A 23883-nucleotide genomic window follows, 5' to 3' on the forward strand; every position below is an offset into this window, starting at 1 on the left:
ACGGAGGAACTGAACATGACCGAACGCGAAAAATGGGAAACGGGCCTTTGGTACGACGCCAACTACGCCCCGGAAATTTGCGCCGAGCGGGAAAAGGCCGAGGAACTTTATACCGCGTTCAACCAGACCCGCCCGTCTGAAAAGGCAAAGCGGGCCGAGCTGCTGCACAAGCTGCTGCCCGGCATGGGCGAAGATGTGGTCATTCTGCCGCACTTCTACACCGACTACGGCTATAACTGCAGCATCGGCGAAGGTACCTACATCAACCACGGGGCCTACCTGATGGACTGCGCGAAAATCACCATCGGAACGCACTGCTTCATCGGCCCGAACTGCGGCATGTACACCGCCATCCACCCGCTGCTGCCGGAGGAGCGCAACAAGGGCCTGGAAAACACAAAGCCCATCACGCTGGAGGATAACGTCTGGCTGGGCGGCGATGTGACCATCCTGCCCGGTGTGACCATCGGCGCAGGCACCACCATTGGCGCGGGAAGCGTCGTGACGAAAGACATCCCCGCCGGTGTGGTGGCCGCAGGCAACCCCTGCAGGGTGCTGCGGCTCATTACCGAGAAAGACAGCATTGCATTCAAGAAGTGAACCTCCTGCTGCGGAGCCGCCAGAGCTGCGCAGCATTTTTATTTTCAAGAATAAGACTGGAGTAGTATTGACAATGCAATAAGACTGTGGTAGTATCAAGGCGTAGCTACGACACCCGTCTTATGACGGCGGGGCAAATCCAAACCAAGGAGACCTGAACCATGGAAGTCAAACTGTTTGACGCAGAATTGAAAGTGATGGACGTTCTCTGGGAAAAAGGGGACACCCCTGCCCGCGAGATCGCCCACAAGCTGACCGAGGAGCTGGGCTGGAACGTGAACACCACCTACACGCTCATCAAGCGGTGCATCAACAAGGGCGCGATCCGGCGCAGTGAGCCGGGGTTTGTGTGCCATGCGCTCATCCCGAAAGCCGCTGTGCAGGAGGCCGAAACCGAGGAGCTCATCAACAAGGTCTACGACGGCTCTGCCGACAAGCTGTTTGCAGCCCTTCTGGGCAGCAACAAAATTTCGGCAGAGCAGATCCGCAAGCTGAAGCAGATCGTGGACGAACTGGAATGAGGGAGTTTGTATGAGCCTTTGGCAAATGAGCGTGTCCGGCGCGGTGATGATCGTTGTCATCACGGTGCTGCGGGCGCTGCTGCTGGAACGCCTGCCCAAGAGGACTTTTCTGGTGCTGTGGCAGATCGCGCTGGCCCGGCTGCTGGTGCCCTTCTCCGTGCCCTTCGGCGGCAGCGTTTATGCGCTGGTGCAGCGCGGCACGCAGGCTGTGACCGGGACAAACCGCCCGGCGGCAGGCCCGACCCTGCCGGGTGATTTTACGGCAGGCATGGCAGCCGAAGCAGCTGCTGCACCGCACCCGGCGGCTGTGCAGGCGGTGCCGGTGTGGGCGGTTATCTGGCTGGCCGGTGCGCTGCTTCTGGCTGCATTTTTCGTCGCAGCCTACCGGAAAAACTGGCAGAAATTCCAGATGTCCTTCCCGGTGGAGCAGCCGTTTGCCCGGCAGTGGCTGCAGGCGCATCTGCTGCGGCGAAAGATCACCATCCGGCAGTGTGCGTTCATCACCTCGCCGCTCACCTTCGGTGTGCGGCACCCGGTGATCCTGCTGCCGAAGAAAACCGACTGGCGGGACGAAGCCACCCTGCAGTATGTGCTGGAACACGAGTTTGTGCACATCCGGCGGTTCGACGCGGTGACAAAGCTGCTGCTCACGGCGGCGGTGTGCGTGCACTGGCCGAACCCCTTTGTGTGGGTGCTGTATGCCCTTGCCAACCGGGACATCGAGCTGGCCTGTGACGAAGCCGTGCTGCACCGCTTTGGCCGGGATGCCCGCGCCGACTACGCCCGCGCCCTCATCCGCATGGAAGAAACCAGGAACGGTTTTGCTCCCCTTTGCAGCAGCTTCAGCAGCAATGCAATGGAAGAAAGGATCGTGGCTATTATGAAAACAGGAAAAACGACTATCGTGTCGGTGCTGCTGGCAGGTGCGCTCGTTGTGGGCACCACGACGGCCTTTGCGACCTCGGCACCGGCAAGCACAGAAGAATTAGACCGGCAGATGAATCAAAAAGCATCGCATACCGTCACCGAGGAAGAAACCATGATGTCCTATGTGAACCCGGACGACGGCAAAACCTATTACAGTTTTGACGACGGCAAGACTTTCACCCCGCTGACCGACGCGGAATTGGAAGCGCTCTACCCGACGCAGGACATCGAGTGGTGGACCTATGACGAATACAAGGCATGGCTGGACAACGAAAAAATCCAGCTGCAGAGTATGCTGGGGGAAAGGGGCTCTGTGAACGGCGGCGAGGAATTCGTCTGGACACAGGAAAAAATCGACGAGACCATCGCCCTGTACGAGGAGACCTTGCAGGACATCAAGAACGGGATGATGTACTCCAAAACCGTGGATGGGCAGGATGATGTGCTGGTGGTCTATGACCTGGAAGACCGGGAAATGGGCACGGCAGCTATCACAAAATAAAGAAGCGAGACGCTGCCATTGGCAGCGCCTCGCTTCTTGTATGGAGAATAAATCAGGTTGCAGCTTTCTGCAGATAAAATTCGCTTTCAGCCACCCGCGTCACAAAATCGTATTCCAGACGATTGGCTCTGGAAGGGTCGATGTTGTAGCGCTTGCAGACGGTGCGGAAATAGGCAAAATATTCCCGATCTTCGTCATTCAATGGGGTGACCCAGCTTTTGTCCATCGGTTCATTCATCTTATTCGCCCACGATCAGGCGGACGGAGCCGTAAATGCCGGCGTCGTTGCCGAGGGTGGCGGCGACGATGGGCGTCTCACGGCAGGACTTGAAGGCGTAGGTCTTGAAGTGCTCACGCAGCGGGGTGAACAGCACGTCGCCTGCGCGGGATACGCCGCCGCCCACCATGAACATTTCCGGGTCCACGGTGTTGGCCACGTTGGCCAGCGCCATGCCCAGCGTGTCGGTCATCTCGTCCACCTCGCGGGCAGCAAGGGCGTCGCCGCTGCGGGCAGCGTCAAATACGTCCTTGGCTTCAAAGTCGGTGCCGCGCAGGGTGCAGGGAGTGTCCGGGTTCTCGTCCAGCAGCTTCTTCATGCAGCGCACAACGCCGGTGGCGCTGGAGTACTGCTCCAGGCATCCGTGCTTGCCGCAGCCGCAGATGGCGGTCTCGTGGCGGTTCACGGTGATGTGGCCGATCTCGCCGCCGGCACCGTGGGAGCCGTCGATGACCTTGCCGTTGACGATGACGCCGCCGCCGACGCCGGTGCCCAGCGTGACCATGACCGCGCTGCTGCAGCCCTTGGCACAGCCCATCCAGATCTCGCCCAGGGCAGCCACGTTGGCGTCGTTGCCCACCAGCACCTTGATGCCGCCCAGCAGAGCGCCCAGCTCCTCAGAAACGTTGCGCTTGCCCCAGCCGCCCAGGTTCGCGCAGATGATGGGCACGATGCGGCTGTTCAGCACGGGGCCGGGCACGCCGACGCCCACGCCCTCCACCTGCGCGGCGGAAAGGCCCTTTTCCTGCATCTTGCCCTGCACGGCAGCAGCCAGGTTTTCCAGAATGTGTTCTCCGGCGTTGGAGGTATCAGTGGGCACTTCCCATTTTTCCAGCAGCTCGCCGGTGGTCTTGAACAGGCCAATCTTTGCGGTAGTACCGCCCAGATCAATGCCGAATGCGTATTCCTTCATGATTCATTTACCCCTTTTTTGACGGCCGTTGGCCGCAAGATTTCATATCATTCAGTATACCACACCCGCCCGTAAAAGAGCAGTGCCGCAGCGGCTTTTCATGCAAACGGACGGAAAATGCGGCGGAACTTTGGCACAAATGCCAGTGCTCAGCGCACGGTGTTGGTCAAAGCACCGATGCCGTCGATCTCGCAGCGCACCGTGTCACCGGGCTTTAAGAACTGCGGCGGGTCCATGCCCATGCCGACGCCTGCCGGGGTGCCGGTGGCGATGATGGTGCCGGCTTTCAGGGTCATGCCCTGCGACAGCTCGTGGATAACGTGGTCGATATCAAAGATCTGCAGGCCGGTGTTCGAATCCTGCCGCTTTTCGCCGTTGACGAAACTGCGGATGCCCAGGCGCGGCGGGTAGGTGTCGAACTCGTCCGCTGTGACGATGCACGGGCCGATGGGTGTGAAACCGTCCAGGCTCTTGCCGAAATACCACTGCTTGTGGGCGGTCTGCACATCGCGGGCGGAGACATCGTTCAGGATGGTGTAGCCGAAGACGTAATCCTTCGTCTGCCCGGCGGGCACGTCTTTGGCGTCGCGGCCCAGCACCACGGCCAGCTCGCACTCGTAGTCCAGCTTCTGCACAAGGTCCGAGTGGGCTTCAATGAAGCCGCCGTCCGGCACAGCACGGGAAACCCGCTTGGAAAAATAAATGGCGTCCTGATGCTTCGTCGAGAAGGCGTCGGCCGAGTATTTTTCCGCTTCGTCCGAGTGGGCCATGTAGTTGATGCCAAGGCACACCACGTCCTGCGCGGGGCAGGGGATGGGGCTTTGCAGCTGCACCGCGTCCAGTGGCACGGACGGAATGGCGGAAAGGGCCAGTGCCAGCCCGGCCCGCACGGCGGGCGTCAGCTGGGGGATGGCCTCGGTCAGGGTGTCGCAGGGCAGGCCCAGCCAGCGCAGCGGGGTGACGGCGGTGCCGTCGGCCGAGAGGACGGCGGGTTCCTCCACGCCGTCCGGGGTGAGACAGGTGACAAAACGCATGACGGCTCCCTCCTTTTAGTGGCGGTAGGCGATGGCGCTGCGGATGCGGTCAGCCTCGGCCTGCCCGGCCAGCTGGCGCACCAGCTCCAGTGCAAAGGGGATGGCACCGCCCAGGCCGTAGCTGGTGGTGATATTGCCGTCTACCACGACTTCGGTGTCCAGCACCTCGGCACCGGTGAGCTTATCCTGGAAACCGGCGTGGGCCGTGGCCTTTTTTCCTTCCAGCAGGCCGAGGGATGCCAGCACGCTGGGTGCGGCGCAGATGGCGGCCACCTTCTTGCCGCTCTTGGCAAAGGAAACGCAGGTGTCGGTCACCGTCTTGTTGGCGGCAAGGTTCGGCGTGCCGGGGATGCCGCCGGGCAGCACCACCATGTCCACGTCGGAGTAATCAATGTCCTCGGCCAGTGCGTCGGCGGTGATGTGCACTTTGTGGCTGCTGGTGATGGCGCGGTTACCGGTGGCGCTGGCAATGGTCACGTCCACCTTGGCGCGGCGCAGCAGGTCCACTACCAGAAGGGCTTCGCACTCCTCGGTGCCCTCGGCAAAAAAGACTACGGCTTTGCTCATTTTAATCAAACCTCCTGATGTGGGAAAGCGGCCAGAGGGCCCCGCTGACGCGGGGACTCCGGTCTTCCCGGTTGAATGAAAAGGCCGCATACCGCACGGGCGGCACGCGGCACAGCTTGCGTGATGATTCAGTTTTTGGGCTCGTCGGCAGGTTTTTCGGCCTCCAGCAGGGCGCGCAGCACGCTGTCGTCGGCGCTCAGCACCCGGCTGACCCGGCTGATGATGGCACTGGACGCGCCGGTCTTGTCCATGATCTCGGTGTAGATGCGCTTGTCCACCAGCATTTCGGCGATGTTGTAGCGCTGCTCCATTGCGCTCAGCTCGGAATAGCTGCACACATCCTGCAAAAAGCGGTAGCACTGTTCCGGGGTCTTGAGCTGCAAAAATGCCTGATACAGGCCGGATTTTCCGGTGGGATGATCTTTTGCCATGTCGTTCTCCTTTTTGCAGATGCCGCCCACAGGCGGGCACTTTATTACACTACATTAGTGTAGAACAAACGGAGAAAAATTTCAATAGCTTTTTGCGGGTTTTGCGGCAAAATCAGCCCAGTGTGTGCTCAAACACCAGCTCGTCGCGGGGGACGGTGCCCGTCTCCTGCTCGGCAGGTTTCAGATTGCGGTAGCGCAGCGCCTTGAAGAACTGCTGCACCGGCAGGGCCTTGGCGTGGACGGTGCACCACACGCGGCCCTTGCCCTCGCCCCGGGCCAGCCGCTCGCAGGACAGCACGATGTCCCGGCCCAGCGCCTTGCCGCGGTACTCGGGCTTGAGGTAGAGGTGCATCAGGTGCAGGGAGGTGTTCTCCATCTTCCAGGCAAAGTAGCCGATGGTCTTGCCGCCCAGCACCACGAGGAAGTAGTTCACATCGTTGTCGATGTCTTCCTCAATGGCGTCGGCGCTCTGCAGCTCCTCCACAAGGGTGTCCAGCTGCTTTGCAGGGTAATAGCGCTTGTAGACCTCGTGCCAGAGCTCGCTGGCGAGGTCGGCGGTGGCGTGGATATATTTGGCCTTGGCGACCAGCTTGTAATCAGGCTTCATAGTTCTCCTTAGACTTTTACGATATAATCGGGTTTGCGGGGTGCGGCAGGCTTGGGGTCTGCTGCGGGATAGCCCAGAATGCAGTGGCCTACGCCGACCCATTCGCCCTCGATACCCCACTTTTTGAGCAGGGCCTTGCCCTCGTCGGAGTCAAACTCCTCCTTAGCGCGGTTGATCCAGCAGCTGCCCAGCCCCAGAGAGGCGGCAGCCAGCATCAGGTTGCCCATGACAAGGCTGCCGTCCTGCACGGCGTTTTTGCTGTTTGCATCGGCCAGCACCACCAGAATGGTGGGGGCTGCATACATGGGGTCGTTGTTCGTGCCCATGACAGCGGCGTTCATGCGGGTGAGCTGGGCGCGGGTGGCAGCGTCCTGCACGACCACGATCTTTGCGCTCTGGCGGCCCATGGCGCTGGCGGCATAGGTGCCGGCTTCCAGCACGGCGTTCAGTTCTTCGTCGGTGATCTGCTCGGGCTTATAGGCGCGGCAGCTGCGGCGTTTTTTGATGGTTTCCAATGTTTCGTTGGTCATAGCAATTCCCTCCCTTAAAACGTGTGCCTTTATTGTATCACAACACGGTGTGGAGTGCAAAGGAATCCTTGCGTGAAACACTTCTGTTGCACGCAAACGTTTTAGTTGCGAAAATCACGTCAAAATGCACAATAAAACGCAAAAAGATTATGGAAAAGCATTCTTGTTGCCACTGCGCAAATCGGGTATAATAGGGCTACCATAGTGGAAAGGAGTCGAGCTCTATGGCAAAGGCATCACAGGTCCTGATCCTGGAAAACGAATTTTACATCATCAAAGCCCCCAACGGGAAGGTGCTGGAAGTAAAGAATTTCAACACGGAGAACGGCGCCGCCATCCAGCTGTGGAGCTACGCAGGCCATCCGTGGCAGCAGTGGCAGTTCGTGGACGCAGGCGGCGGGCGCTGGCGCATCTGCAACCGGTTCACCGGCAAGATGATCGACCTGGCCCTGGGCGGCGTGGTGGAAGGCACCTGGCTGCACCAGTGGAGCCGCACCAGCGGCATGAGCCAGTGCTGGGAGCTGGAGCCCACCCGCAATGGCCGCACCCGCATCCGCAATGCGCTGGCGGACAAATACATTGATCTGGTGGGCATGAACACCGCCAACGGTGCACAGGCCCAGATCTGGAACTTTGTGTCCGGCGGCAATCAGGAGTGGACGCTGGAGCGCATCGACCCGGACGCGGTGCAGACCGGCAAACGCCCCGAGGAAGCACTGGACCCCCAGCCCACGGCTTCGCAGCGCAAGCACCAGAATGACCTGGTGCGCAAGCTGAACAATGCGGGCAAGGGCAGGGCAGGCCGAAAAGCCTGACGATTTAGAATGCCCGCCGCGATGCTCCGGGCACATTCAGAGGAAAAATTATTTTTAATAAGCAATTCCGGGCAGACTGCGGTCTGCCCGGAATTGCATTTTCACAAAAAGAGCCGTGACGATCGGCAGCATGGTTTTCGCCTGAGAGGGTTACACACAAAAAGGAGATCACAATGAACTTAGGAGCGTTTCTGGACCCGGAATACCCCATTTTCAGCACCACGCTGTGCTATCTGGAGCGGGAGGACGCCTATCTGATGCTGCACCGCATCAAAAAGCAGGACGACTACAACCACGACAAATGGGTGGGCGTGGGCGGCAAATTCGAGCGGTTCGAAAGCCCGGAGGAGTGCCTTGTGCGCGAGGTGCGGGAGGAGACCGGCCTGACCCTGACCCGCTACCGCGCCCGGGGGCTGCTGACCTTTGTGCTGGGCAACATGACCGAGTTCATCCACCTGTACACCGCCGACCGCTGGGAAGGCGAGATGGTGCCGCGCGATGCCTGCCGGGAAGGGGTGCTGGAATGGGTGCCGAAAGACAAGATGACGGCCCTGCCCATCTGGGAAGGGGACAAAATCTTCTTCCGGCTGCTGAACGAGAACCGGCCGTATTTCTCGCTCAAACTGGTGTATGACGGCGACACCCTCACGCGGGCCGTGCTGGACGGCGAACCATTGTTATAAAAAACAGAACAGCGCCCCGGGATTGCGGTCTCGGGGCGCTGTTCCTGTTATGAAGGGGAAAACTGCCGCGCTGCTTGCGGAACCGCGCGGCAGGCGGGGATTGCAATTAGTTCTGTCTGCGGCTCTTGCGGTCCAGCACATAGCCCGCTGCCAGCAGGACCATGCCGCTGATGGCGCTGCCCACCGCTGCCAGCCAGTTGACACCGGTCTTGGGCAGGGCGGCGGCGGTGACAGTCTGTGCGCCGGAGGGCGTCACAGAGACTTCTTCCGCCGTTGCAGCGCCCGGGACGGCGTCTGCCGTTGCCGCATCTGCCGGGGTGCCCTGTGCGGGGGTGCCCGGGGTGCTGTCCGAAGTGCCGGGCACATCCGGGGTGTCCGGGTCCGTGGGCGCGGGGGTCACAGGCTCTGTGGGGGCAACGTAGTCAAAGAACTCCTCGTAGTAGCCCTTGCAGCCGTCCACCGCGCAGTGGTGGCGCAGGATGCCCTGTTCGGTGGGAGTTGCCTGCCGGATGATCTCGGTGCTGCCCCAGATGTGGGCATCCGTTTTCTTGTGTTCATCGGCGTTGTTGTCGTCCATGCCCACATACTTTCCGTTGTGCACGGTGTTGTAGTGGTCCTCGCCGTGGAAGAAGCGCACCACGCCGCTGAACAGGTTGTCCAGCTTTGCCATGGTCAGGTCATCGCCGCCGGTGATGGCTTCTCCGCTGCCCTGCGTCACGGCAGTGACGTCAAGAGCGGCATTGGTGGCGCTGATGCTCACGGCAGCATCACGGGCATCGTTTTCGCCGTTGCCGATGCCTGCGGCTTCGCCTGCGCCGCCGTTGGCAGTCACGGTGCCGCCGGTGATGGAAATGACCGAGCCAACGTCGGAAACATTATTTGCACCATCGCCGATGCCTGCCGCGCCTGCACCGCCGTTGGCAGTCACGGTGCCGTTCGTGATGGTCACGCCGGCGCTGTCTGCTGTGCCTGCACCGGCCCAGCGCCCGCCGCCGATACCGGCTGCGCCGTCTTCACTGCTTGCGGTGACCGTGCCGCCGGAGATGGTGATGCCGCTGCAGCCCGCACCGTCACCGCCGCCGATGCCGGCACTGTTGCGGCCGCCCACAGCGTTCACGGTGCCGCCGGAGATGGTGATGTTGCTGCCGGCACCGCCGTTGCTTTGCCCCAGACTGTCCGTGCCGCCGCCAATGCCGGCACCGCCGCTTATGGAGTCAAACCCCTTGCCGCCGATGGCGGTCACATTGCCGCCGGAGATGGTGATGTTGGTGGCGCTGCCGGCTTTGGGCACCCTAACAAATGCCACACCGGAACCGCCGCCAATACCGGCAGCCGAACCGTTGCCGGTGGCGATGACCGTGCCGCCGGAGATGGTAATGTTGCTGGCGTTGCCTGCAGTGCTGTTTTTGACACCGCCGCCCGCACCGCCGCCGATGCCGGCACCCCAGAGACCGCCAGTGGCAGTGACATGGGTCTTGTCGCCGGAGATGGTGATGTTGCTGGCGCTGCCGGCTGCACTTTGGTAGCTGTTGCCGCCGCCGCCGATGCCTGCACCATGGGAGCCGCCGGTGGCGTCCACGGTGCCGCCGGAGATGGTGATGTCGGTGGCGGTTCCGGCAAAACCGCCGCCGATGCCGGCACCGCCATCCTTACCGGTGGCAGTGACCCTGGTGTCATTGCCAGAGATGATGATATCGTTGGCACCGCGCTGATAACCGCCGCCGATACCGGCACCGCCGTAATGGTAAAAGCCGTTTCCCTCACCGCCGGTGGCGTTCACCGTGCCGCCGGTGATTTTGATGTTGTTGCCCTCGCCGAATCCACCGCCGCCGATGCCGGCACCGCAGTACACGAGGCGAGTGCCGGAGTTGCTGCCGGCAGTGGCAGTGATGTTGCCGCCGGTGATGGTGATGTTGCTGCTGCTTCTGGAACTTGCACCGCCGATGCCGGCACCGCCCGCGCCGCCGGTGGCGGTCAGTGAACCGGCACCCTTGCCGCTTTCTGTCTCAGCTTTTTTCTGCTCCTCTGTTTTCTCAGTGCCATCATCGTTTTTATCGTCTTTGATGATGAGGGTGCCATTACCGGTATTGTCGTTCTTTTCCAGACCCGCATGTCCGGTACCGCCGGTCAGGGTGTTGTCGCCGTCCAGCTCCAGCGTCACATTGCCCTCGGTGTGGATGGCGGCCTTGCCGGTGTCGCTGGCATCAATGTTCACGTTGTCCAGCGTGACATTGGCGGTGCAATCCTCCTCCGCTTTGATGGTGACGGTGTTCTTAGAAGCGGTTTCGCTGTCGTGGTTCGTGATGACCGTTTCGCCCGCGTCCTTCTGATCGTTGATGGTAGTACCCTGCGTGATGTAGTTGCCGTCCGTTTTGGCAACGATGCTGATGCTGCCATCCTCCATGTAATACGTGCCTGCAAATGCTGCGGTGGCGCAGGACGACACCATTGCCAGAAACGTGGCGGTGGAAAGCACCCGCAGGGCAAGCTTATTTGATTTTACACGCATAAGAAATTACCTCCACTTTTAGCAGGCCCCCAACGGCCTGTATACTCTCCAATGGCGTGCGCCCGGCTTCTCCGGGAACAAGTCATTTGTGCCCTAATTATAGGGGGGGAGGGGTAAATTTCAAGAAGTAAAAGTGACAAAAATGCTGATGCAGGGTGAAATTTGTCAAAGTTCACAAAGAAACTTGCGCAGTTTGTGCAAGGCATGGAAAAAGTGGGTGGGTTTCGCCGCATTTTCGCTGCCCCGCACCGCAAAAACCAAACAAAAAAGCCCGCGCACCGCCCCGGAAGGCGGCGCACAGGCTCCGGTTTTGGACAAAATGACGAAAGGTCAGTTCAGCTTCAGGTCGCCCTCTTTGATCCAGCCCAGCTTGCGCTCTGCTTCGCAGAACACCACGCTTAGCACGGCGGGCAGAACAAAGCACAGCAGCACCATGGCGGCCCAGTCCATGGGGGTGATGGCGGCTTTGGTCCCGGCGGCGATGTCGTTGACCCAGCCGGTGTACACGCCGATCTGGCCCACCAGACCGCAGGTGCCCATGCCGGAGGAAACGGCCGCGCCGTTCATCTCAAAGTGGAACACGCAGGTAGCCAGCGGGCCGGTGATGGCGCTGGCAAGGGTGGGGGCGATCCAGATGCGGGGGTTCTTGACGATGTTGCCCATCTGCAGCATGCTGGTGCCAAGGCCCTGGCTGACTAGGCCGCCCACACCGTTTTCCTTATAGCTCATGACCGCAAAGCCGATCATCTGGGCGCAGCAGCCCGCCACGGCGGCACCGCCCGCAAGGCCGGTGAGGCCCAGCGCCGCGCAGATGGCGGCGGAGGAAATGGGCAGGGTCAGCGCCACGCCCACGATCACCGACACCAGAATGCCCATCACCAGCGGGGCCTGCTCGGTGGCCCACATGATCAGGGTGCCCACCTGACTGGCGGCGGCACCAATGGGCGCGGCGATGAGCATGGACAAGCCCACGCCTGCAAAAATGGTCACCAGCGGGGTGACCAGAATGTCCACCTTGGTCTCCTTGCTGACCGCCTTGCCCAGCTCGGACGCGACGATGGCAATGACCAGCACCGCCAGCGGGCCGCCTGCGCCGCCCAGCGCGTTGGCAGAGTAGCCCACGGTGATCAGGCTGAACAGCACCAGCGGCGGGCAGTGCAGCGCCCAGCCGATGGCGCAGGCCATGGCGGGGCCGCTCATGGCAGTGGCGTAGCCGCCCAGATCCACCAGCACGTCCAGACCGGTCTGCTGGCCCAGCGTCTTGATGATGGTGCCGATCAGCAGGCTGGCAAACAGGCCCTGTGCCATGGCACCCAGCGCCTCGATGAGGTAGCGCTGCGGCGTGATGACGATATCCTTGCGTTTTAAGAAATCTTTCACATTTGACATGAGAAACTGCCTTTCTGTTCCAGAGATGTTTGTTTTGTGCAGAAACTGCATGTCATGTATAATACCATACACATGTCAAGACAGCAAGCGAAAACCGCATTTTTGCTGGAAATATCTGCAAATTTTGGCTTTGTGCAATGATTTGCGGGCGCGGGACGTATTTCTTTTGGAGCATTTTTCGGGTGCGGGGTGCGCCGCAAAGAAAACCGCGCGCCCCCGTGCGCGGCAATTGACGCGGCCTTGCCCGCGGGTGTATACTGGAAGCGTAACTGAAAAATGAAATGCTGTCCTTTTTTGCGGGGCGGCGTCCGAGAAATAGATGAAGTTTGGGAGCACAGCATGAAAAAGACGTTCTGGAAAAAATGCACGGTCCGGGGCACAGCGGCAGCGCTGGCGCTGGCACTGACCTTCTCGCTGGGGGCACCGCTGGCGCTGGCGGCCCAGCCGGAAGAACCGGAGACTGCCGCGGCAGCGCAGACGCAGGAAGTGCAGGAGACCGACCGGCCCACCCTGCTGCCCGAGACCCCGGAGCTGGCCGCCGAGGACCCGGAAGCACCCCCCGCCCAGGCCACCGAGGCCGAGGAGAACAGCGTGAACCAGCACACGCCGGAAAACAGCGTGGTGCTGACGCCGGAACAGATCAGCGAAGCACTGGACGCCGGTGCGCTGAACGAGGCCGAGGCCCAGTGCCTTGATTTTGGCAGCGAGAACGGCTTCTGGACCTGGCTGGTGAATTTTTTGTTCGGCTGGCTGGACAAGGCCGAACCGGTGTATTCCGGCTGGCGCACCACGGGCGGCAAGACCTATTATTACAGCTCCACCACCCACGAGCCGGTGACCGGCATCCAGTGCATCGACGACAAGCTCTATTATTTTGACGCCGACGGTGTGCTGCAGAAGGGCAAGACCTTCGGCGTGGATGTGTCCAAATACCAGAAGAACATCGACTGGGAGCAGATCAAAAAGGCAGGCGTGAGCTTTGTGATCGTCCGCATCGGCTACCGCGGCTATGGTGCTTCCGGCACGCTGGTGCTGGACCCCATGTTCGAGGAGCATTTCACCAATGTGAAGAATGCGGGCCTGAAGGTGGGCGTGTATTTCTTCAGTCAGGCCACCACCGAGGAGGAAGCCAAGGAGGAAGCCTTTGCCTGCGCCTACGTACTGAACGGACGCAAGCTGGATTACCCCATCTTCTTTGACACCGAAGCATCCGGCGCTTCCAATGGTTCCGGCCGCGCCGACGGTCTGGGTATGGAGGACCGCACCAAGTGCGCCATCGCCTTCTGTGAGGAGGTCAAGGCACAGGGCTACAAACCCGGTGTGTATGCCTCTACCCTGTGGTACCGCAAGCGTGTCAATCTGAACAGCCTGAAAAAATATACCATCTGGAACGCGCATTATGGTGTTGCCAGCAGCCCCATCGACTGCGCCCTGTGGCAGGGCACCTGCACCGCGCGCCTGCCCGGCTACAAGGGCGACCTGGATGTGAACATCAGCTATATCGGGTAAGAGAGGGAGCCTATGGACCGCATTCGACTGATCGCGTCGGACATGGACGCCACCCTGCTGGACGAGCACAGCCAGCTGCCGCTAAAGTTTGCCGACACCATCCGCGCACTGGCCGGGCAGGGCATCCTGTTCGCCGCCGCCAGCGGCAGACCGCTGTATACGTTGGAGACCATGTTCCCGGACCTGCTGGATGAGATCATCCTTATCGGCGACAACGGCGGTGCGGCCCGCTGGAAGGGCAGGGACCTGTTCGTCTCCGAGATGCCTGCCGCAGGCTGGCGCAGCCTTGCCCGCAGCACAAAGCAGGCCGGAGATGTGGGCCTTTTGTGCGGGCTGCAGGCAGCCTATGCCGAAAAGCAGGACGAACAGTACGATGCCGTGTTCAAGAACTTCTACACCCGGGTGGAATATGTGGACGACCTGACCGCCGTGGAAGCGGCAGCGGATAAGTTCACGGTCTATCTGCCGCACGACAATGCGCAGGAGGCCTTTGACGAAACGTATGGTGCGTTCCACACCGGCAACGGCGGCGCATTCTCGGTGGCCGTGGCGGGCAAAAACTGGGTGGACGTGATGAACCCCGGTGTGCACAAGGGGGCAGCTCTGGCCAGGGTGGGGGCCCTGCTGGGCATCCCGGCAGACAGCATGATGGCCTTTGGCGATACCTACAACGACGCCGAGATGCTCACCACCGCAAAGTACGGCTTTTTGATGGAGAATGGCAGCGAACCGCTGCGGGCGAATGTGCCGTTCCTGGCACCCTCCCACCGGGACTACGGCGTGATGCAGGTGCTGGAAACCGTGCTGCGCCAGCACGGCAATGTAAGCCCGGAAGATTTTACAAAAGCACACTGAACAATTCAAAGGCAGGCACGAAACGCCTGCCTTTTGTCATATCCAAAGCACATTCCCCATAAATTGTTCTCAGAGAAAACTGGCTGGGGAGGCATGGGGATATGTTTGTAGTCACATTGAGCAAAACAAGCCTGAAAAAACTGGGTCTCGGGGCCATGTGCTGCGCACTGGTGGTCTGCAGCGCCCTGCTGGGGCGTTATATCAGCAGCCGCACCGTCACGGCGTCGGCGTCCGTGAACAAGATCGAGAGCGCACAGGACATTCAGACCTGGTTCACCGGCTACGGGCTGGATGTGGACGGCGCGTCCATCACGGCCGATAAGGTCAAGATCCCCCGCAAGTGGGACGACAGCTTTTCGGCCTTCAACGGGGTGGTGCAGCAGAGCGGCATGGACCTTGCCCGCTACAAGGGTAAGACCGTGGAGAAATGGACGGCGCTGATCCCGGCGGCCAGCAATGGGGACGCCAGCCGCTACGGCGTGCTGCTGGTGTACAAGAAAAAGGCCGTGGGGGCCTACCTGCTGGAGCGGCCCTCCGGCGTCGTGGTGGGGCTGAAGGATATGCAGGCCGCCATGGCCGAGGCCGAAGCCCAGCAGACTTCCGGTGAAGATTACAGCGGCGACTGGGGCGAGCGCCACGACGAAGAACTGGACGCCCAGACGCTGGACGGCCAGGCGCAGCAGACCTCGGGCGAGGATTACAGCGGCGATTGGGGCGAACGCCATGACGAGGAGCTGGACGCCCAGCAGACCTCCGGCGAGCCGGACACCCAGCCCGCAGCCATCGACCCGGCAGACCTGCCGCTGGACGCCGAGGGCTACCCGGTGGAATGACGCGGGAACGCCTGCTGCGCGCCGGAACTGCCGGGAACCGGGCGAAAAACTGCGTCGAACCGGAGAGCAAAATGCCTAAAATTTGCGCACAATCGGAAATAAAAGTGAAACCTGTGCATTTTTGTCGCATTCTTATGTTCAATTGTACCAAAAAAATGCGCAAAAAATTAGCAATATGAAATGGTGAAAAAATTTGGGACAGGGTTTATAATAGAAGTATCAACTCACGGTGCGGCGCGGCCGCAATCGACGCGAAAAAACGGCGTCCCGTGGGATCAAGTAAGGAGAAAATGATTATGAAGGAATTCCAGTATACCGTTAAGGATGCCTGCGGCATCCATGCACGTCCCGCCGGCCTGCTCGTCAAGACCGTCAAGGGCTTTACCAGCAGCGCCACCCTCGAGAAGGACGGCAAGAGCTGCGATCTGCGCAAGCTGATGGCTCTGATGGGCATGGGCGTCAAGCAGGGCGAGACCATCACCGTCAAGGTCGAGGGCGACGACGAGGAAGCTGCAGCCGCAGCAATCCAGAAGTTCCTGACCGAGAACGTCTGATCGGCAGCGTGATGACGAAAGCCCTCGCGGTTGAGCTGCGGGGGCTTTTTTGGACGGTACGGGACGAAATGTCCCGATGAGAAAGAAGGAGAGTGCACAATGCAGGTAGGCACCGGCAAAAGCGTGCTCAATGGCATCGCCATTGGCAAGCTGAAGATCTACAAGAAAAAAGATACCGCTATTTCCACCGCTCCTGTGGCAGATACCGCCGCAGAACTGGAGCGTTTTGAAGCTGCCCGGCAGAAGGCCATCGAGCAGCAGACCGCACTGTATGAAAAGGCACTGGCAGAAGCCGGTGAGGACATCGCCGAGGTGTTCAACATCCATGCTATGATGCTGGACGACGACGACTTCGTGGATGCCATCAAGGAGATCATCAACGGGCAGAAGATGTGCGCCGAATATGCCGTCAAGACCGCCGGCAACAACCAGGCAGCCGTCTTCGCTGCCATGGACGACCCGTATCTGCAGGCCCGCAGCGCCGATGTGCTGGACATTGCGCAGGCCATGCTGGATATTCTGCAGGGGGTGGACAATGCCAGCCTGCAGGGCACCGAGCCCAGCATTCTGGTGGCGGAGGATCTGGCTCCCTCCGAGACGGTGCGCATGGACAAGAGCCTGCTGCTGGGCTTTATCACCCGCGAGGGCAGCTCCAACAGCCACACCGCCATTCTGGCCCGCAGCATGAACATCCCCGCCCTGATCCAGTGCAAGGATATCCAGGACGACTGGGACGGAAAGATGGCCGTCATCGACGGCTACAACGCCTGTGTGTATGTGGACCCCACCCCCGACCTGCTCAAGAGCCTGAAAAAGCGCCAGCAGGAGGACCAGAAAAAGCAGGCCCTGCTGCAGGAGCTGAAGGGCAAGCCCAACACCACGCTGGACGGCAAGACCATCAATGTGTTTGCCAACATCGGCGGCATGGGCGATGTGGGCGCTGTGCAGCAGAACGACGCCGGCGGCGTGGGCCTGTTCCGCACCGAGTTCGTCTACCTGAACTGCAAGGACTACCCTAGCGAGGATTACCAGTTCGAAGCCTATAAGCAGGTGGTGGAGAGCCTGGCCCCCCGCAAGGTGGTGGTGCGCACCTGTGACATCGGCGCGGACAAGACCGTGGACTACATGAAGCTGGACCACGAGGACAACCCCGCCCTGGGCTACCGTGCCATCCGCATCTGCCTGACCCGCAAGGACTTCTTCAAGACCCAGCTGCGCGCGCTGCTGCGCGCTTCCGCTTACGGCAACATGAGCATCATGTTCCCCATGATCACCAGCCTGCGGGAGCTGCAGGACGCCAAGGCTGTTCTGGAGGAGTGCCGTGCAGAGCTGGCCGCCGAGGGCGTCAAGATGGGCCAGAACATTGAAGTGGGCACCATGATCGAGACCCCCGCCGCCGTGCTCATCGCGGACGAGCTGGCCGCCGAGTGTGATTTCTTCTCCATCGGCACCAACGACCTGACCCAGTACACCTGCGCGCTGGATCGCCAGAACGCAAAGCTGGAGCCCTTCTTCAACCCCCACCACCCCGCTGTGCTGCGTGCCATCAAGATGACCATCGAGGCTGGCCACCGCCACGGCATCTGGGTGGGCATCTGCGGCGAACTGGGCGCAGACACCGCCCTCACCGAGACCTTCCTGCGCATGGGCGTGGACGAGCTGTCCATGAACGCCAAGAGCATCCTGCCGGTGCGCAAGATCATCCGCAGCGTGGACCTGAGCAAGCCTTCTGAAAAGTAAGGAACAAGAGAATCCCGGTTTACCGTTCCCATAAGAACCCCCGGCAGGGCGTCACGCTCTGCCGGGGTCTTTGTATACGGGCCAAAAGTTTACGGAAAATACTTTAAAACGCTAAAGCGAAATGCTATACTATAAGCTGTGACAGGGTATGCAGGTGTCCAGCGCTGCCCGTGGAGGAGATTATGACACAATTCTTGATTCGTCTGTTCATCCGCCAGCCCGACCATGCGCAGGACCCCAAGGTGCGTGCCGCCTACGGCAACCTTGCCGGCGTGGTGGGCATGGTGTGCAACCTGCTGCTGTGCCTGGGCAAGCTGACCGTGGGCACCCTGTTCGGCTCCATCGCCATTACGGCAGATGCGCTGAACAACCTTTCGGATGCCTCGTCCAATGTGGTCAGTCTGGTGGGCTTCCGGCTGGCAAGCAAGGCCCCGGACGCCGAACACCCCTTCGGCCATGCCCGGTATGAATATCTGGCCGGGCTTGCAGTCAGCGTGACCATCCTTGGCATCGGATTTTCGCTGCTGAAGGAATCGGTGGTCAAGGTGCTGCACCCGACGCCGGTGGTCTTCAGCGGACTGACGGTAGCCGTGCTGGCGGCGTCCATCCTCGTCAAGCTGTGGATGAGCGGCTTCAACCGCACCATCGGCCGCATCATTGCGTCCGAGACCCTCATTGCCACCGCTGCCGACAGCCGCAACGATGTGCTGAGCACCGGTGCGGTGCTCTTTGCCACGATCCTGTGCCATGTGACCGGCTGGGATATTCTGGACGGCCTGATGGGTGTTGCCGTGGCGGTGTTCATCCTTGTTTCCGGCTGGGGCCTTGTGCGGGACACCCTCAGCCCGCTGCTGGGCGAAAGCCCCAGCGAGGACCTTGTGGACCACATCGAGCAGAAGGTGCTTTCCTACCCCGGCGTGCTGGGCATGCACGATCTGATGGTGCACGACTACGGTCCGGGTCATCAGTTCGCCTCGCTCCATGTGGAGCTGCCCGCCGAGCAGGACCCGCTGGATGCCCACGACTTGATCGACAACATCGAGCGGGACTTTCTGAAAAACGACCGCCTGATGGTCACCATCCACTATGACCCCATCGTCACCTCGGATGCGGCTGTGGGCGTGCTGCGCGCCCGGCTGACCGAAAAGCTGCGCCAGCTCGACCCGGAGCTCTCGCTGCACGATTTGCGCATCGTGCCGGGCAAGACCCACACGAACGTGCTGTTCGATCTGGTGCTCCCGGCGGGCTACACCGGCGATCAGGTGGAGCTGCTGAGCCAGCTGGAACAGTTCATCAAAGAGCAGGATGCGGCCTATAGCTGCATCATCAAGGTGGAGCAGAGCTATACGGCTGCCCACAAATAAAACAGCTTTCTGAAGGTGAGCCGGTGCTTGCTGCTTCACGGCCTCGCCCTCTCCGCCAAAACCTCTCGGTTTTGCCAGCTTCCCCAAAGGGGAGCCAGGATAACAAGAATTTCAGGGGGAAGTATTATGCTGAACGAGACTTACCGCGCGATGCTCGGCAACAAGAGCGTCATCCGCGAGACCTTCATGTACGGCAAGCAGCGCGCTGCCGCCATCGGGTATGAGAATGTGTTCGATTACTCGCTGGGCAACCCCAGCGTGCCCTGCCCGCCCCAGTTCACCGAAGCTATGCAGGACCTGCTGGCCAATGAAGAACCGGTCAACCTGCACGGCTACTGCCCCAGTCAGGGCGACCCGGGCTTCCGCACCGATGTGGCAGCACACCTGACGAAAACGTTTGGCCTGCCCTATGAGCAAAAGCACATCTTCCCCACCACCGGTGCGGCGGGTGCCATTGCCCACGCCATCCGTGCCGTCACCCAGCCCGGCGACGAGGTGCTCACCTTCGCGCCCTACTTCCCGGAGTATGGTCCCTATGTGGAGGGCACCGGTGCACAGTTGAAGGGGGTGCCGCCGCAGGCCCCGGCCTTCCAGCCCAATCTGGACGCGTTTGAAGCAATGCTCACCGAGAAGGTGACGGCGGTGCTCATCAACACGCCCAACAACCCCACCGGTGTGGTCTACTCGGCCGAGACCCTCACCCGCATGGCCGACATCCTGACCGAAAAGAGCAGGGCCTTCGGACACAACATTTTCCTCGTCAGCGATGAGCCTTACCGCGACATCGCCTTTGACGGCAAGACCGTGCCCTACCCGGCGGCATTCTACCCCCACACGCTGACCTGCTTCTCTTACTCCAAGAGCCTGAGCCTGCCCGGCGAGCGTCTGGGGTATGTGGCGGTGCGCCCGGGCTGTGAGGGTGAGGACATCCTTGTGGATATGATGGCCCAGATCTCCCGCTTTACCGGCCACAACTGCCCGCCCAGCATCATCCAGCGTGCCGTGGGCCGCTGCCAGGAGGTCACCAGCGACCTGTCCGTCTACGAGACCAACATGAACCTGCTGTACGATAAGCTCACCGAGTTGGGCTTTGAGGTGGAGCGCCCCGGCGGCACCTTCTACATCTTCCCGAAGGCTCTGGAGGAGGACGCCAACGCCTTCTGCATGAAAGCCCGGGAATTCGACCTGCTGCTGGTGCCCAGCGACACCTTTGGCGTCAAGGGCTATGTGCGGCTTGCCTACTGCATCGACACTGAAAAGGTGCGCCGCAGTCTGCCTGCCCTCGAAAAGCTGGCGGCGGCCTACCGCAAATAAAAAGCCGAACCGCTCCGGCGCGGCGTTTGGCGGCGCGGGGCTGGGAATATACATCAGAGAGGAAAGGGAACCCTGCTATGGAAAAGATCAAAATGACCACGCCCCTCGTCGAGATGGACGGCGACGAGATGACCCGCATCCTGTGGAAGATGATCAAGGACGAGCTGATCCTTCCGTTTGTGGACCTCAAGACCGAATACTACGACCTGGGCCTGCCCAACCGCGACGCCACCGCCGACAAGGTGACCATGGATGCCGCCCTCGCCAACAAGAAGTACGGCGTCTCGGTCAAGTGTGCCACCATCACCCCCAACGCCCAGCGCATGGATGAGTACAAGCTGCACGAGATGTGGAAAAGCCCCAATGGCACCATCCGCGCTGTGCTGGACGGCACCGTGTTCCGCGCACCCATTATGATCGACAGCATTCATCCGGTGGTCAAGAACTGGAAAAAGCCCATCACCATCGCCCGCCACGCCTACGGCGATGTGTATAAGTGCACCGAGTTCCGCATTCCCGGTGCAGGCAAGGCAGAGTTGGTGTTCACCGGTGCAGACGGCAGCCAGCAGCGCGCCACCGTCTTTGATTTTGAGGGTGCCGGTGTGCTGCAGGGTCAGTACAACAAGGATGATTCCATCCGCAGCTTTGCCCGCAGCTGCTTCAACTACGCACTGGACGTGAAGCAGGATCTGTGGTTCGGCGCAAAGGATACCATCTCCAAGAAGTACGACCACACCTTCAAGGATATCTTCCAGGAGACCTACGATGCCGAGTACAAGGAAAAGTTCGAAGCTGCCGGCATCACCTACTTCTACAGCCTCATCGACGATATCGTGGCGCGCGTCATCCGCAGCGAGGGCGGCTTTGTCTGGGCCTGCAAGAACTACGACGGCGATGTGATGAGCGATATGGTCTCCACCGCCTTTGGCTCGCTGGCCATGATGACCAGTGTGCTGGTCAGCCCGGACGGCAAGTACGAGTACGAGGCCGCCCACGGCACCGTCACCCGCCACTACTATAAGTATCTGAAGGGCGAAAAGACCTCCACCAACCCCATGGCCACCATCTTTGCATGGTCTGGCGCATTCAAGAAGCGCGGCGAGCTGGACAATCTGCCGGAGCTGGTGCACTTTGGCGAGGCGCTGGAAGCCGCAAGCTTGCAGACCCTGAACGAGGGCATCATGACCAAGGACCTGTGCGGTCTGGCAGAGGGCATCACCCCCACCGCTGTGGACAGCGAGGGCTTTATCAAGGCCATCCGTGAGCGTCTGGAAGCCAAGCTGGCATAAAACGATTTTCAATATAACATAAAAACCGGAACGATCCACCCGAAAAAGGGAAGATCGTTCCGGTTTATGTTTTAGGCAGGATGTGCGACAAACTGGAACTTGTCGGGGCAAAGCCCCTCCATCTTGCTACGCAAGACCGTTCTGTCGCTTAAAAGCCCCACTGGGGCTTTCATTGTTCTGCTTCGCTCCACAAACGCGAAGTTGTCAATATACGTTCTTCATCACAGTGTCCTGCAAATAATGGTTGAAACACTCATATTCATCAGCCTCCAACATTCTAGGCGAACTCATAATGACAAGTTCATGCCCCTGATTTTCTGCATGATAGGGCGGGTGGATATGCCGATAGGGATTTTTCACAAAACCACAACGTTCGTAGAATCCCTTCCGACGAATGGATATTTCGTCCACGGGTGGGTCTATTTCAAGAATTAAAGGAGTCGCTTGATAAGCGTTCAGAATCTTTTGTCCGTAGTGCTTGTTCCGCATAGCAGGCAGAACACAAAAATGCTCAATATAAAAGAAACCGGCAATTTCCCAATAGAGAATTTCACCGATAAATTCTCCCTCATCACAGATTATATCGAAATGGTAGGCATCCTTCGTCAAAATCTGATTCTGTGAACGAGTTTCACGTTGCTCGTGTGCCGGAAAACTGATATTATAAAGTTCCATTGCCTTTTGATACAACGGATGCGTTTCGCTGGTAATTCGTTCAATGTTCATGGTGAATCACTCCTTTGAGGTACAACTTCCGATTTGTTGGTTACAAATGCAGTGCATTCAGCACTTCATTTACGATGTTCAGCGAGACCTGCCCCGGTGCACTTGCCTGCCCGGGGTTGGCAAAGGTCATGGCAGAGCCGAAAGTCTCCCCAGCCAGACGGCTCACAGCCCCCAGAGCGCCCATGCTCATGGTGATGACGGGCGTTTCCGGGTGCCGGTCAGCCATCTCAGCAGTGGCGGCAAGCAATTCCAGCACATCGGTGCGGGTTTGGGGCATCACGGCCAGTTTGGGCAGGTCTGCACCGGCTTGCTGCATCTGTACCATGCGATGGACAAGTTCTGCCCGGGGTGGGGTCTTGGCAAAATCGTGGCTGGAACACACCACTGCGACCCCGGCGGAATGTGCCTGCTCCACCAGCTTGGGCAGGTCTGCCCCGGCGGTGAAGAACTCGATGTCCAGCAGGTCGGCGCAGTCGGTATCGAGGATCAGGTGCAGAAAGGCAAGGTATTCCGGATGGGAGAGCGCCCGCTCGCCGCCCTCTGCCTTGGTACGGAAGGTCACCAGCAGAAGCTTGTCCCGCAGGGCAACCCGCAGCTTCTGTACACAGCGGGCAATGGCAGCGGGGGACTGAAAGCTCTCGAACCAGTCTGCCCGCCATTCCACACAATCGGCCAGCAAGGTTGAAAACTGCGCAGCCTTTTCCAGAATAGCAGCTTCGGTGCGCTCCACAATGGGCAGAATGACCTTGGGACGGCCCTCCCCGATGCGGTAGCTGCGGATGTTGACACAGGACATGGCACTTCTCCTTTATATAATAAGGATAACTACATCATACAGGATACTAGAATGACTCCATAATACGTTCTGCCCGCCGCCTTGTCAAGAAAAGACGGTTATTATAATAGGAGAAAAACAGGAGCATTTACCCCGCCGCAAAGAAATTGGAAAAAAGATGTCAAAAAGTGTTGACAACTGTCCCGGGGTGTGGTATTATACTTGAGCGCCAAGCGCGGAGGCAAAAGAATGACTTCAGCACGAAGCCCTTGAAAAGAACCAATGAACGTCAAGAAAGACCGGTTAGCGCCGAGGAACTTCAAGATGATTCAAGTTCAGAAAGTTCAAAAGCTTCGAAAAAAGACTTGACAAAAAACCACTTCTGTGGTAAAATAATCAAGTCGTCAGCCGCTAAGGCTGAGGCGCACAGGACCTTGAAAATTGAACAATATCGAAAAACTTGTAACGGAACCTATTTTCGTGTTGGAAAAACACGTTAAACAATTCCAAAAGTAATTCACACAGGACGCAAGCGATTGCGTGCTGAGCGAACAAGATTTAACACTTTAAAAGTGATAAATATCATTTATAAAGAGTTTGATCCTGGCTCAGGACGAAC

The 23883-nt window shown here is 59.7% G+C and carries 25 protein-coding genes; 14 read left to right on the forward strand and 11 right to left on the reverse strand.

The window, feature by feature from the left end; genetic code table 11:
• The first annotated feature begins 15 nt into the window (after positions 1 to 15).
• The 3 genes from CGS49_RS05120 to CGS49_RS05130 all read left to right on the forward strand — a co-directional run bounded on the left by CGS49_RS05120 (position 16) and on the right by CGS49_RS05130 (position 2550).
• Positions 16 to 600: a sugar O-acetyltransferase gene (locus tag CGS49_RS05120; protein ID WP_097800833.1), complete on the forward strand. Its 585-nt coding sequence runs from the start codon at positions 16 to 18 to the stop codon at positions 598 to 600.
• A gap of 161 nt (positions 601 to 761) precedes the next feature.
• Positions 762 to 1121 carry a BlaI/MecI/CopY family transcriptional regulator gene (locus tag CGS49_RS05125; RefSeq protein ID WP_097800834.1) on the forward strand — a complete coding sequence of 120 codons (360 nt, stop codon included), beginning with the start codon at positions 762 to 764 and terminating at the stop codon, positions 1119 to 1121.
• Between the two features lie 10 nt (positions 1122 to 1131).
• Positions 1132 to 2550, forward strand: coding sequence for a M56 family metallopeptidase (locus tag CGS49_RS05130; protein ID WP_097800835.1), 1419 nt, complete (start codon positions 1132 to 1134; stop codon positions 2548 to 2550).
• A 52-nt stretch (positions 2551 to 2602) separates the two neighbouring features.
• Here CGS49_RS05130 and CGS49_RS13935 read toward each other — a convergent pair whose 3' ends face one another.
• The 7 genes from CGS49_RS13935 to CGS49_RS05160 all read right to left on the reverse strand — a co-directional run bounded on the left by CGS49_RS13935 (position 2603) and on the right by CGS49_RS05160 (position 6909).
• Positions 2603 to 2788 carry a hypothetical protein gene (locus CGS49_RS13935; protein WP_143405814.1) on the reverse strand — a complete coding sequence of 62 codons (186 nt, stop codon included), beginning with the start codon at positions 2786 to 2788 and terminating at the stop codon, positions 2603 to 2605.
• Between the two features lies 1 nt (position 2789).
• Entirely contained in the window at positions 2790 to 3740 is a 951-nt protein-coding gene (locus tag CGS49_RS05135; RefSeq protein WP_097800836.1) for an ROK family glucokinase, read from the reverse strand.
• 149 nt (positions 3741 to 3889) lie between these two features.
• The gene (locus tag CGS49_RS05140) at positions 3890 to 4774 is read right to left on the reverse strand and encodes a fumarylacetoacetate hydrolase family protein (RefSeq protein ID WP_097800837.1); all 885 of its coding nucleotides are present in this window, start codon (positions 4772 to 4774) and stop codon (positions 3890 to 3892) included.
• 15 nt (positions 4775 to 4789) lie between these two features.
• Positions 4790 to 5341, reverse strand: a complete 552-nt coding sequence (locus tag CGS49_RS05145) for a DJ-1 family glyoxalase III (RefSeq protein WP_097800838.1) — start codon at positions 5339 to 5341, stop codon at positions 4790 to 4792.
• A gap of 128 nt (positions 5342 to 5469) precedes the next feature.
• Entirely contained in the window at positions 5470 to 5772 is a 303-nt protein-coding gene (locus tag CGS49_RS05150; protein ID WP_097800855.1) for a YerC/YecD family TrpR-related protein, read from the reverse strand.
• Positions 5773 to 5884: 112 nt separating this feature from the next.
• Positions 5885 to 6379, reverse strand: a complete 495-nt coding sequence (locus tag CGS49_RS05155) for a GNAT family N-acetyltransferase (RefSeq protein ID WP_097800839.1) — start codon at positions 6377 to 6379, stop codon at positions 5885 to 5887.
• 8 nt (positions 6380 to 6387) lie between these two features.
• The gene (locus CGS49_RS05160) at positions 6388 to 6909 is read right to left on the reverse strand and encodes a nitroreductase family protein (protein WP_097800840.1); all 522 of its coding nucleotides are present in this window, start codon (positions 6907 to 6909) and stop codon (positions 6388 to 6390) included.
• A gap of 224 nt (positions 6910 to 7133) precedes the next feature.
• Between CGS49_RS05160 and CGS49_RS05165 the strand changes: the two genes are divergently transcribed.
• Together CGS49_RS05165 and CGS49_RS05170 are read left to right on the forward strand one after the other, a co-directional pair.
• Positions 7134 to 7724, forward strand: a complete 591-nt coding sequence (locus CGS49_RS05165) for an RICIN domain-containing protein (RefSeq protein WP_097800841.1) — start codon at positions 7134 to 7136, stop codon at positions 7722 to 7724.
• Positions 7725 to 7897: 173 nt separating this feature from the next.
• Entirely contained in the window at positions 7898 to 8407 is a 510-nt protein-coding gene (locus CGS49_RS05170) for an NUDIX hydrolase (protein WP_097800842.1), read from the forward strand.
• A gap of 106 nt (positions 8408 to 8513) precedes the next feature.
• On the opposite strand, the gene CGS49_RS14535 is transcribed toward CGS49_RS05170, so the two are convergent.
• Positions 8514 to 10916, reverse strand: a complete 2403-nt coding sequence (locus CGS49_RS14535) for a beta strand repeat-containing protein (protein ID WP_097800843.1) — start codon at positions 10914 to 10916, stop codon at positions 8514 to 8516.
• Positions 10917 to 11246: 330 nt separating this feature from the next.
• Positions 11247 to 12305, reverse strand: a complete 1059-nt coding sequence (locus CGS49_RS05180) for a PTS sugar transporter subunit IIC (protein ID WP_097800844.1) — start codon at positions 12303 to 12305, stop codon at positions 11247 to 11249.
• 339 nt (positions 12306 to 12644) lie between these two features.
• On the opposite strand from CGS49_RS05180, the gene CGS49_RS05185 reads away from it, so the two are divergent.
• The 8 genes from CGS49_RS05185 (at position 12645) to CGS49_RS05220 (ending at position 21763) form a co-directional block, all read left to right on the forward strand.
• Positions 12645 to 13814, forward strand: coding sequence for a GH25 family lysozyme (locus tag CGS49_RS05185; RefSeq protein ID WP_242975376.1), 1170 nt, complete (start codon positions 12645 to 12647; stop codon positions 13812 to 13814).
• A gap of 12 nt (positions 13815 to 13826) precedes the next feature.
• On the forward strand, positions 13827 to 14669 hold the full coding sequence (locus tag CGS49_RS05190) for an HAD-IIB family hydrolase (protein WP_097800846.1): 843 nt from the start codon (positions 13827 to 13829) through the stop codon (positions 14667 to 14669).
• 101 nt (positions 14670 to 14770) lie between these two features.
• Positions 14771 to 15502 carry a DUF4830 domain-containing protein gene (locus tag CGS49_RS05195; protein WP_097800847.1) on the forward strand — a complete coding sequence of 244 codons (732 nt, stop codon included), beginning with the start codon at positions 14771 to 14773 and terminating at the stop codon, positions 15500 to 15502.
• Between the two features lie 290 nt (positions 15503 to 15792).
• Positions 15793 to 16056 carry an HPr family phosphocarrier protein gene (locus CGS49_RS05200; RefSeq protein ID WP_097800848.1) on the forward strand — a complete coding sequence of 88 codons (264 nt, stop codon included), beginning with the start codon at positions 15793 to 15795 and terminating at the stop codon, positions 16054 to 16056.
• 99 nt (positions 16057 to 16155) lie between these two features.
• A complete protein-coding gene (gene ptsP / locus CGS49_RS05205; RefSeq protein WP_097800849.1) occupies positions 16156 to 17796 on the forward strand; it encodes a phosphoenolpyruvate--protein phosphotransferase in 1641 nt (546 codons plus the stop codon).
• Positions 17797 to 17978: 182 nt separating this feature from the next.
• Positions 17979 to 19160 (forward strand): cation diffusion facilitator family transporter, encoded by a 1182-nt coding sequence (locus CGS49_RS05210; protein WP_097800850.1) that lies wholly within the window; start codon positions 17979 to 17981, stop codon positions 19158 to 19160.
• A 126-nt stretch (positions 19161 to 19286) separates the two neighbouring features.
• Positions 19287 to 20474 carry a pyridoxal phosphate-dependent aminotransferase gene (locus CGS49_RS05215; protein ID WP_097800851.1) on the forward strand — a complete coding sequence of 396 codons (1188 nt, stop codon included), beginning with the start codon at positions 19287 to 19289 and terminating at the stop codon, positions 20472 to 20474.
• 77 nt (positions 20475 to 20551) lie between these two features.
• Positions 20552 to 21763, forward strand: coding sequence for an NADP-dependent isocitrate dehydrogenase (locus tag CGS49_RS05220; RefSeq protein ID WP_097800852.1), 1212 nt, complete (start codon positions 20552 to 20554; stop codon positions 21761 to 21763).
• A 204-nt stretch (positions 21764 to 21967) separates the two neighbouring features.
• Here CGS49_RS05220 and CGS49_RS05225 read toward each other — a convergent pair whose 3' ends face one another.
• On the reverse strand, positions 21968 to 22489 hold the full coding sequence (locus CGS49_RS05225; RefSeq protein WP_097800853.1) for a GNAT family N-acetyltransferase: 522 nt from the start codon (positions 22487 to 22489) through the stop codon (positions 21968 to 21970).
• Positions 22490 to 22529: 40 nt separating this feature from the next.
• Positions 22530 to 23285, reverse strand: coding sequence for a type I 3-dehydroquinate dehydratase (gene aroD, locus CGS49_RS05230; RefSeq protein ID WP_097800854.1), 756 nt, complete (start codon positions 23283 to 23285; stop codon positions 22530 to 22532).
• Between the two features lie 248 nt (positions 23286 to 23533).
• Here aroD and CGS49_RS13945 point away from each other — a divergent pair, with 248 nt between their 5' ends.
• Positions 23534 to 23764: a hypothetical protein gene (locus CGS49_RS13945; RefSeq protein WP_143405815.1), complete on the forward strand. Its 231-nt coding sequence runs from the start codon at positions 23534 to 23536 to the stop codon at positions 23762 to 23764.
• Positions 23765 to 23883: the final 119 nt, after the last annotated feature.

Source organism: Faecalibacterium langellae (assembly GCF_002549775.1).
Taxonomy (GTDB): domain Bacteria; phylum Bacillota; class Clostridia; order Oscillospirales; family Ruminococcaceae; genus Faecalibacterium; species Faecalibacterium langellae.

Excerpts from the sequence above, each read along its gene's own strand:
- CGS49_RS05150 (WP_097800855.1), bottom strand. The coding sequence starts at position 5,772 with ATGGCAAAAGATCATCCCACCGGAAAATCCGGCCTGTATCAGGCATTT.
- CGS49_RS05135 (WP_097800836.1), bottom strand. The coding sequence starts at position 3,740 with ATGAAGGAATACGCATTCGGCATTGATCTGGGCGGTACTACCGCAAAG.
- CGS49_RS05180 (WP_097800844.1), bottom strand. The coding sequence starts at position 12,305 with ATGTCAAATGTGAAAGATTTCTTAAAACGCAAGGATATCGTCATCACG.
- CGS49_RS14535 (WP_097800843.1), bottom strand. The coding sequence starts at position 10,916 with ATGCGTGTAAAATCAAATAAGCTTGCCCTGCGGGTGCTTTCCACCGCC.
- CGS49_RS05120 (WP_097800833.1), top strand. The coding sequence starts at position 16 with ATGACCGAACGCGAAAAATGGGAAACGGGCCTTTGGTACGACGCCAAC.
- CGS49_RS05160 (WP_097800840.1), bottom strand. The coding sequence starts at position 6,909 with ATGACCAACGAAACATTGGAAACCATCAAAAAACGCCGCAGCTGCCGC.
- CGS49_RS05215 (WP_097800851.1), top strand. The coding sequence starts at position 19,287 with ATGCTGAACGAGACTTACCGCGCGATGCTCGGCAACAAGAGCGTCATC.
- CGS49_RS05165 (WP_097800841.1), top strand. The coding sequence starts at position 7,134 with ATGGCAAAGGCATCACAGGTCCTGATCCTGGAAAACGAATTTTACATC.
- CGS49_RS05185 (WP_242975376.1), top strand. The coding sequence starts at position 12,645 with ATGAAAAAGACGTTCTGGAAAAAATGCACGGTCCGGGGCACAGCGGCA.
- CGS49_RS05200 (WP_097800848.1), top strand. The coding sequence starts at position 15,793 with ATGATTATGAAGGAATTCCAGTATACCGTTAAGGATGCCTGCGGCATC.
- aroD (WP_097800854.1), bottom strand. The coding sequence starts at position 23,285 with ATGTCCTGTGTCAACATCCGCAGCTACCGCATCGGGGAGGGCCGTCCC.
- CGS49_RS05170 (WP_097800842.1), top strand. The coding sequence starts at position 7,898 with ATGAACTTAGGAGCGTTTCTGGACCCGGAATACCCCATTTTCAGCACC.
- CGS49_RS05130 (WP_097800835.1), top strand. The coding sequence starts at position 1,132 with ATGAGCCTTTGGCAAATGAGCGTGTCCGGCGCGGTGATGATCGTTGTC.
- CGS49_RS05195 (WP_097800847.1), top strand. The coding sequence starts at position 14,771 with ATGTTTGTAGTCACATTGAGCAAAACAAGCCTGAAAAAACTGGGTCTC.
- CGS49_RS05210 (WP_097800850.1), top strand. The coding sequence starts at position 17,979 with ATGACACAATTCTTGATTCGTCTGTTCATCCGCCAGCCCGACCATGCG.
- CGS49_RS05220 (WP_097800852.1), top strand. The coding sequence starts at position 20,552 with ATGGAAAAGATCAAAATGACCACGCCCCTCGTCGAGATGGACGGCGAC.
- CGS49_RS05225 (WP_097800853.1), bottom strand. The coding sequence starts at position 22,489 with ATGAACATTGAACGAATTACCAGCGAAACGCATCCGTTGTATCAAAAG.
- ptsP (WP_097800849.1), top strand. The coding sequence starts at position 16,156 with ATGCAGGTAGGCACCGGCAAAAGCGTGCTCAATGGCATCGCCATTGGC.
- CGS49_RS05145 (WP_097800838.1), bottom strand. The coding sequence starts at position 5,341 with ATGAGCAAAGCCGTAGTCTTTTTTGCCGAGGGCACCGAGGAGTGCGAA.
- CGS49_RS05140 (WP_097800837.1), bottom strand. The coding sequence starts at position 4,774 with ATGCGTTTTGTCACCTGTCTCACCCCGGACGGCGTGGAGGAACCCGCC.
- CGS49_RS05155 (WP_097800839.1), bottom strand. The coding sequence starts at position 6,379 with ATGAAGCCTGATTACAAGCTGGTCGCCAAGGCCAAATATATCCACGCC.
- CGS49_RS05125 (WP_097800834.1), top strand. The coding sequence starts at position 762 with ATGGAAGTCAAACTGTTTGACGCAGAATTGAAAGTGATGGACGTTCTC.
- CGS49_RS13935 (WP_143405814.1), bottom strand. The coding sequence starts at position 2,788 with ATGAATGAACCGATGGACAAAAGCTGGGTCACCCCATTGAATGACGAA.
- CGS49_RS05190 (WP_097800846.1), top strand. The coding sequence starts at position 13,827 with ATGGACCGCATTCGACTGATCGCGTCGGACATGGACGCCACCCTGCTG.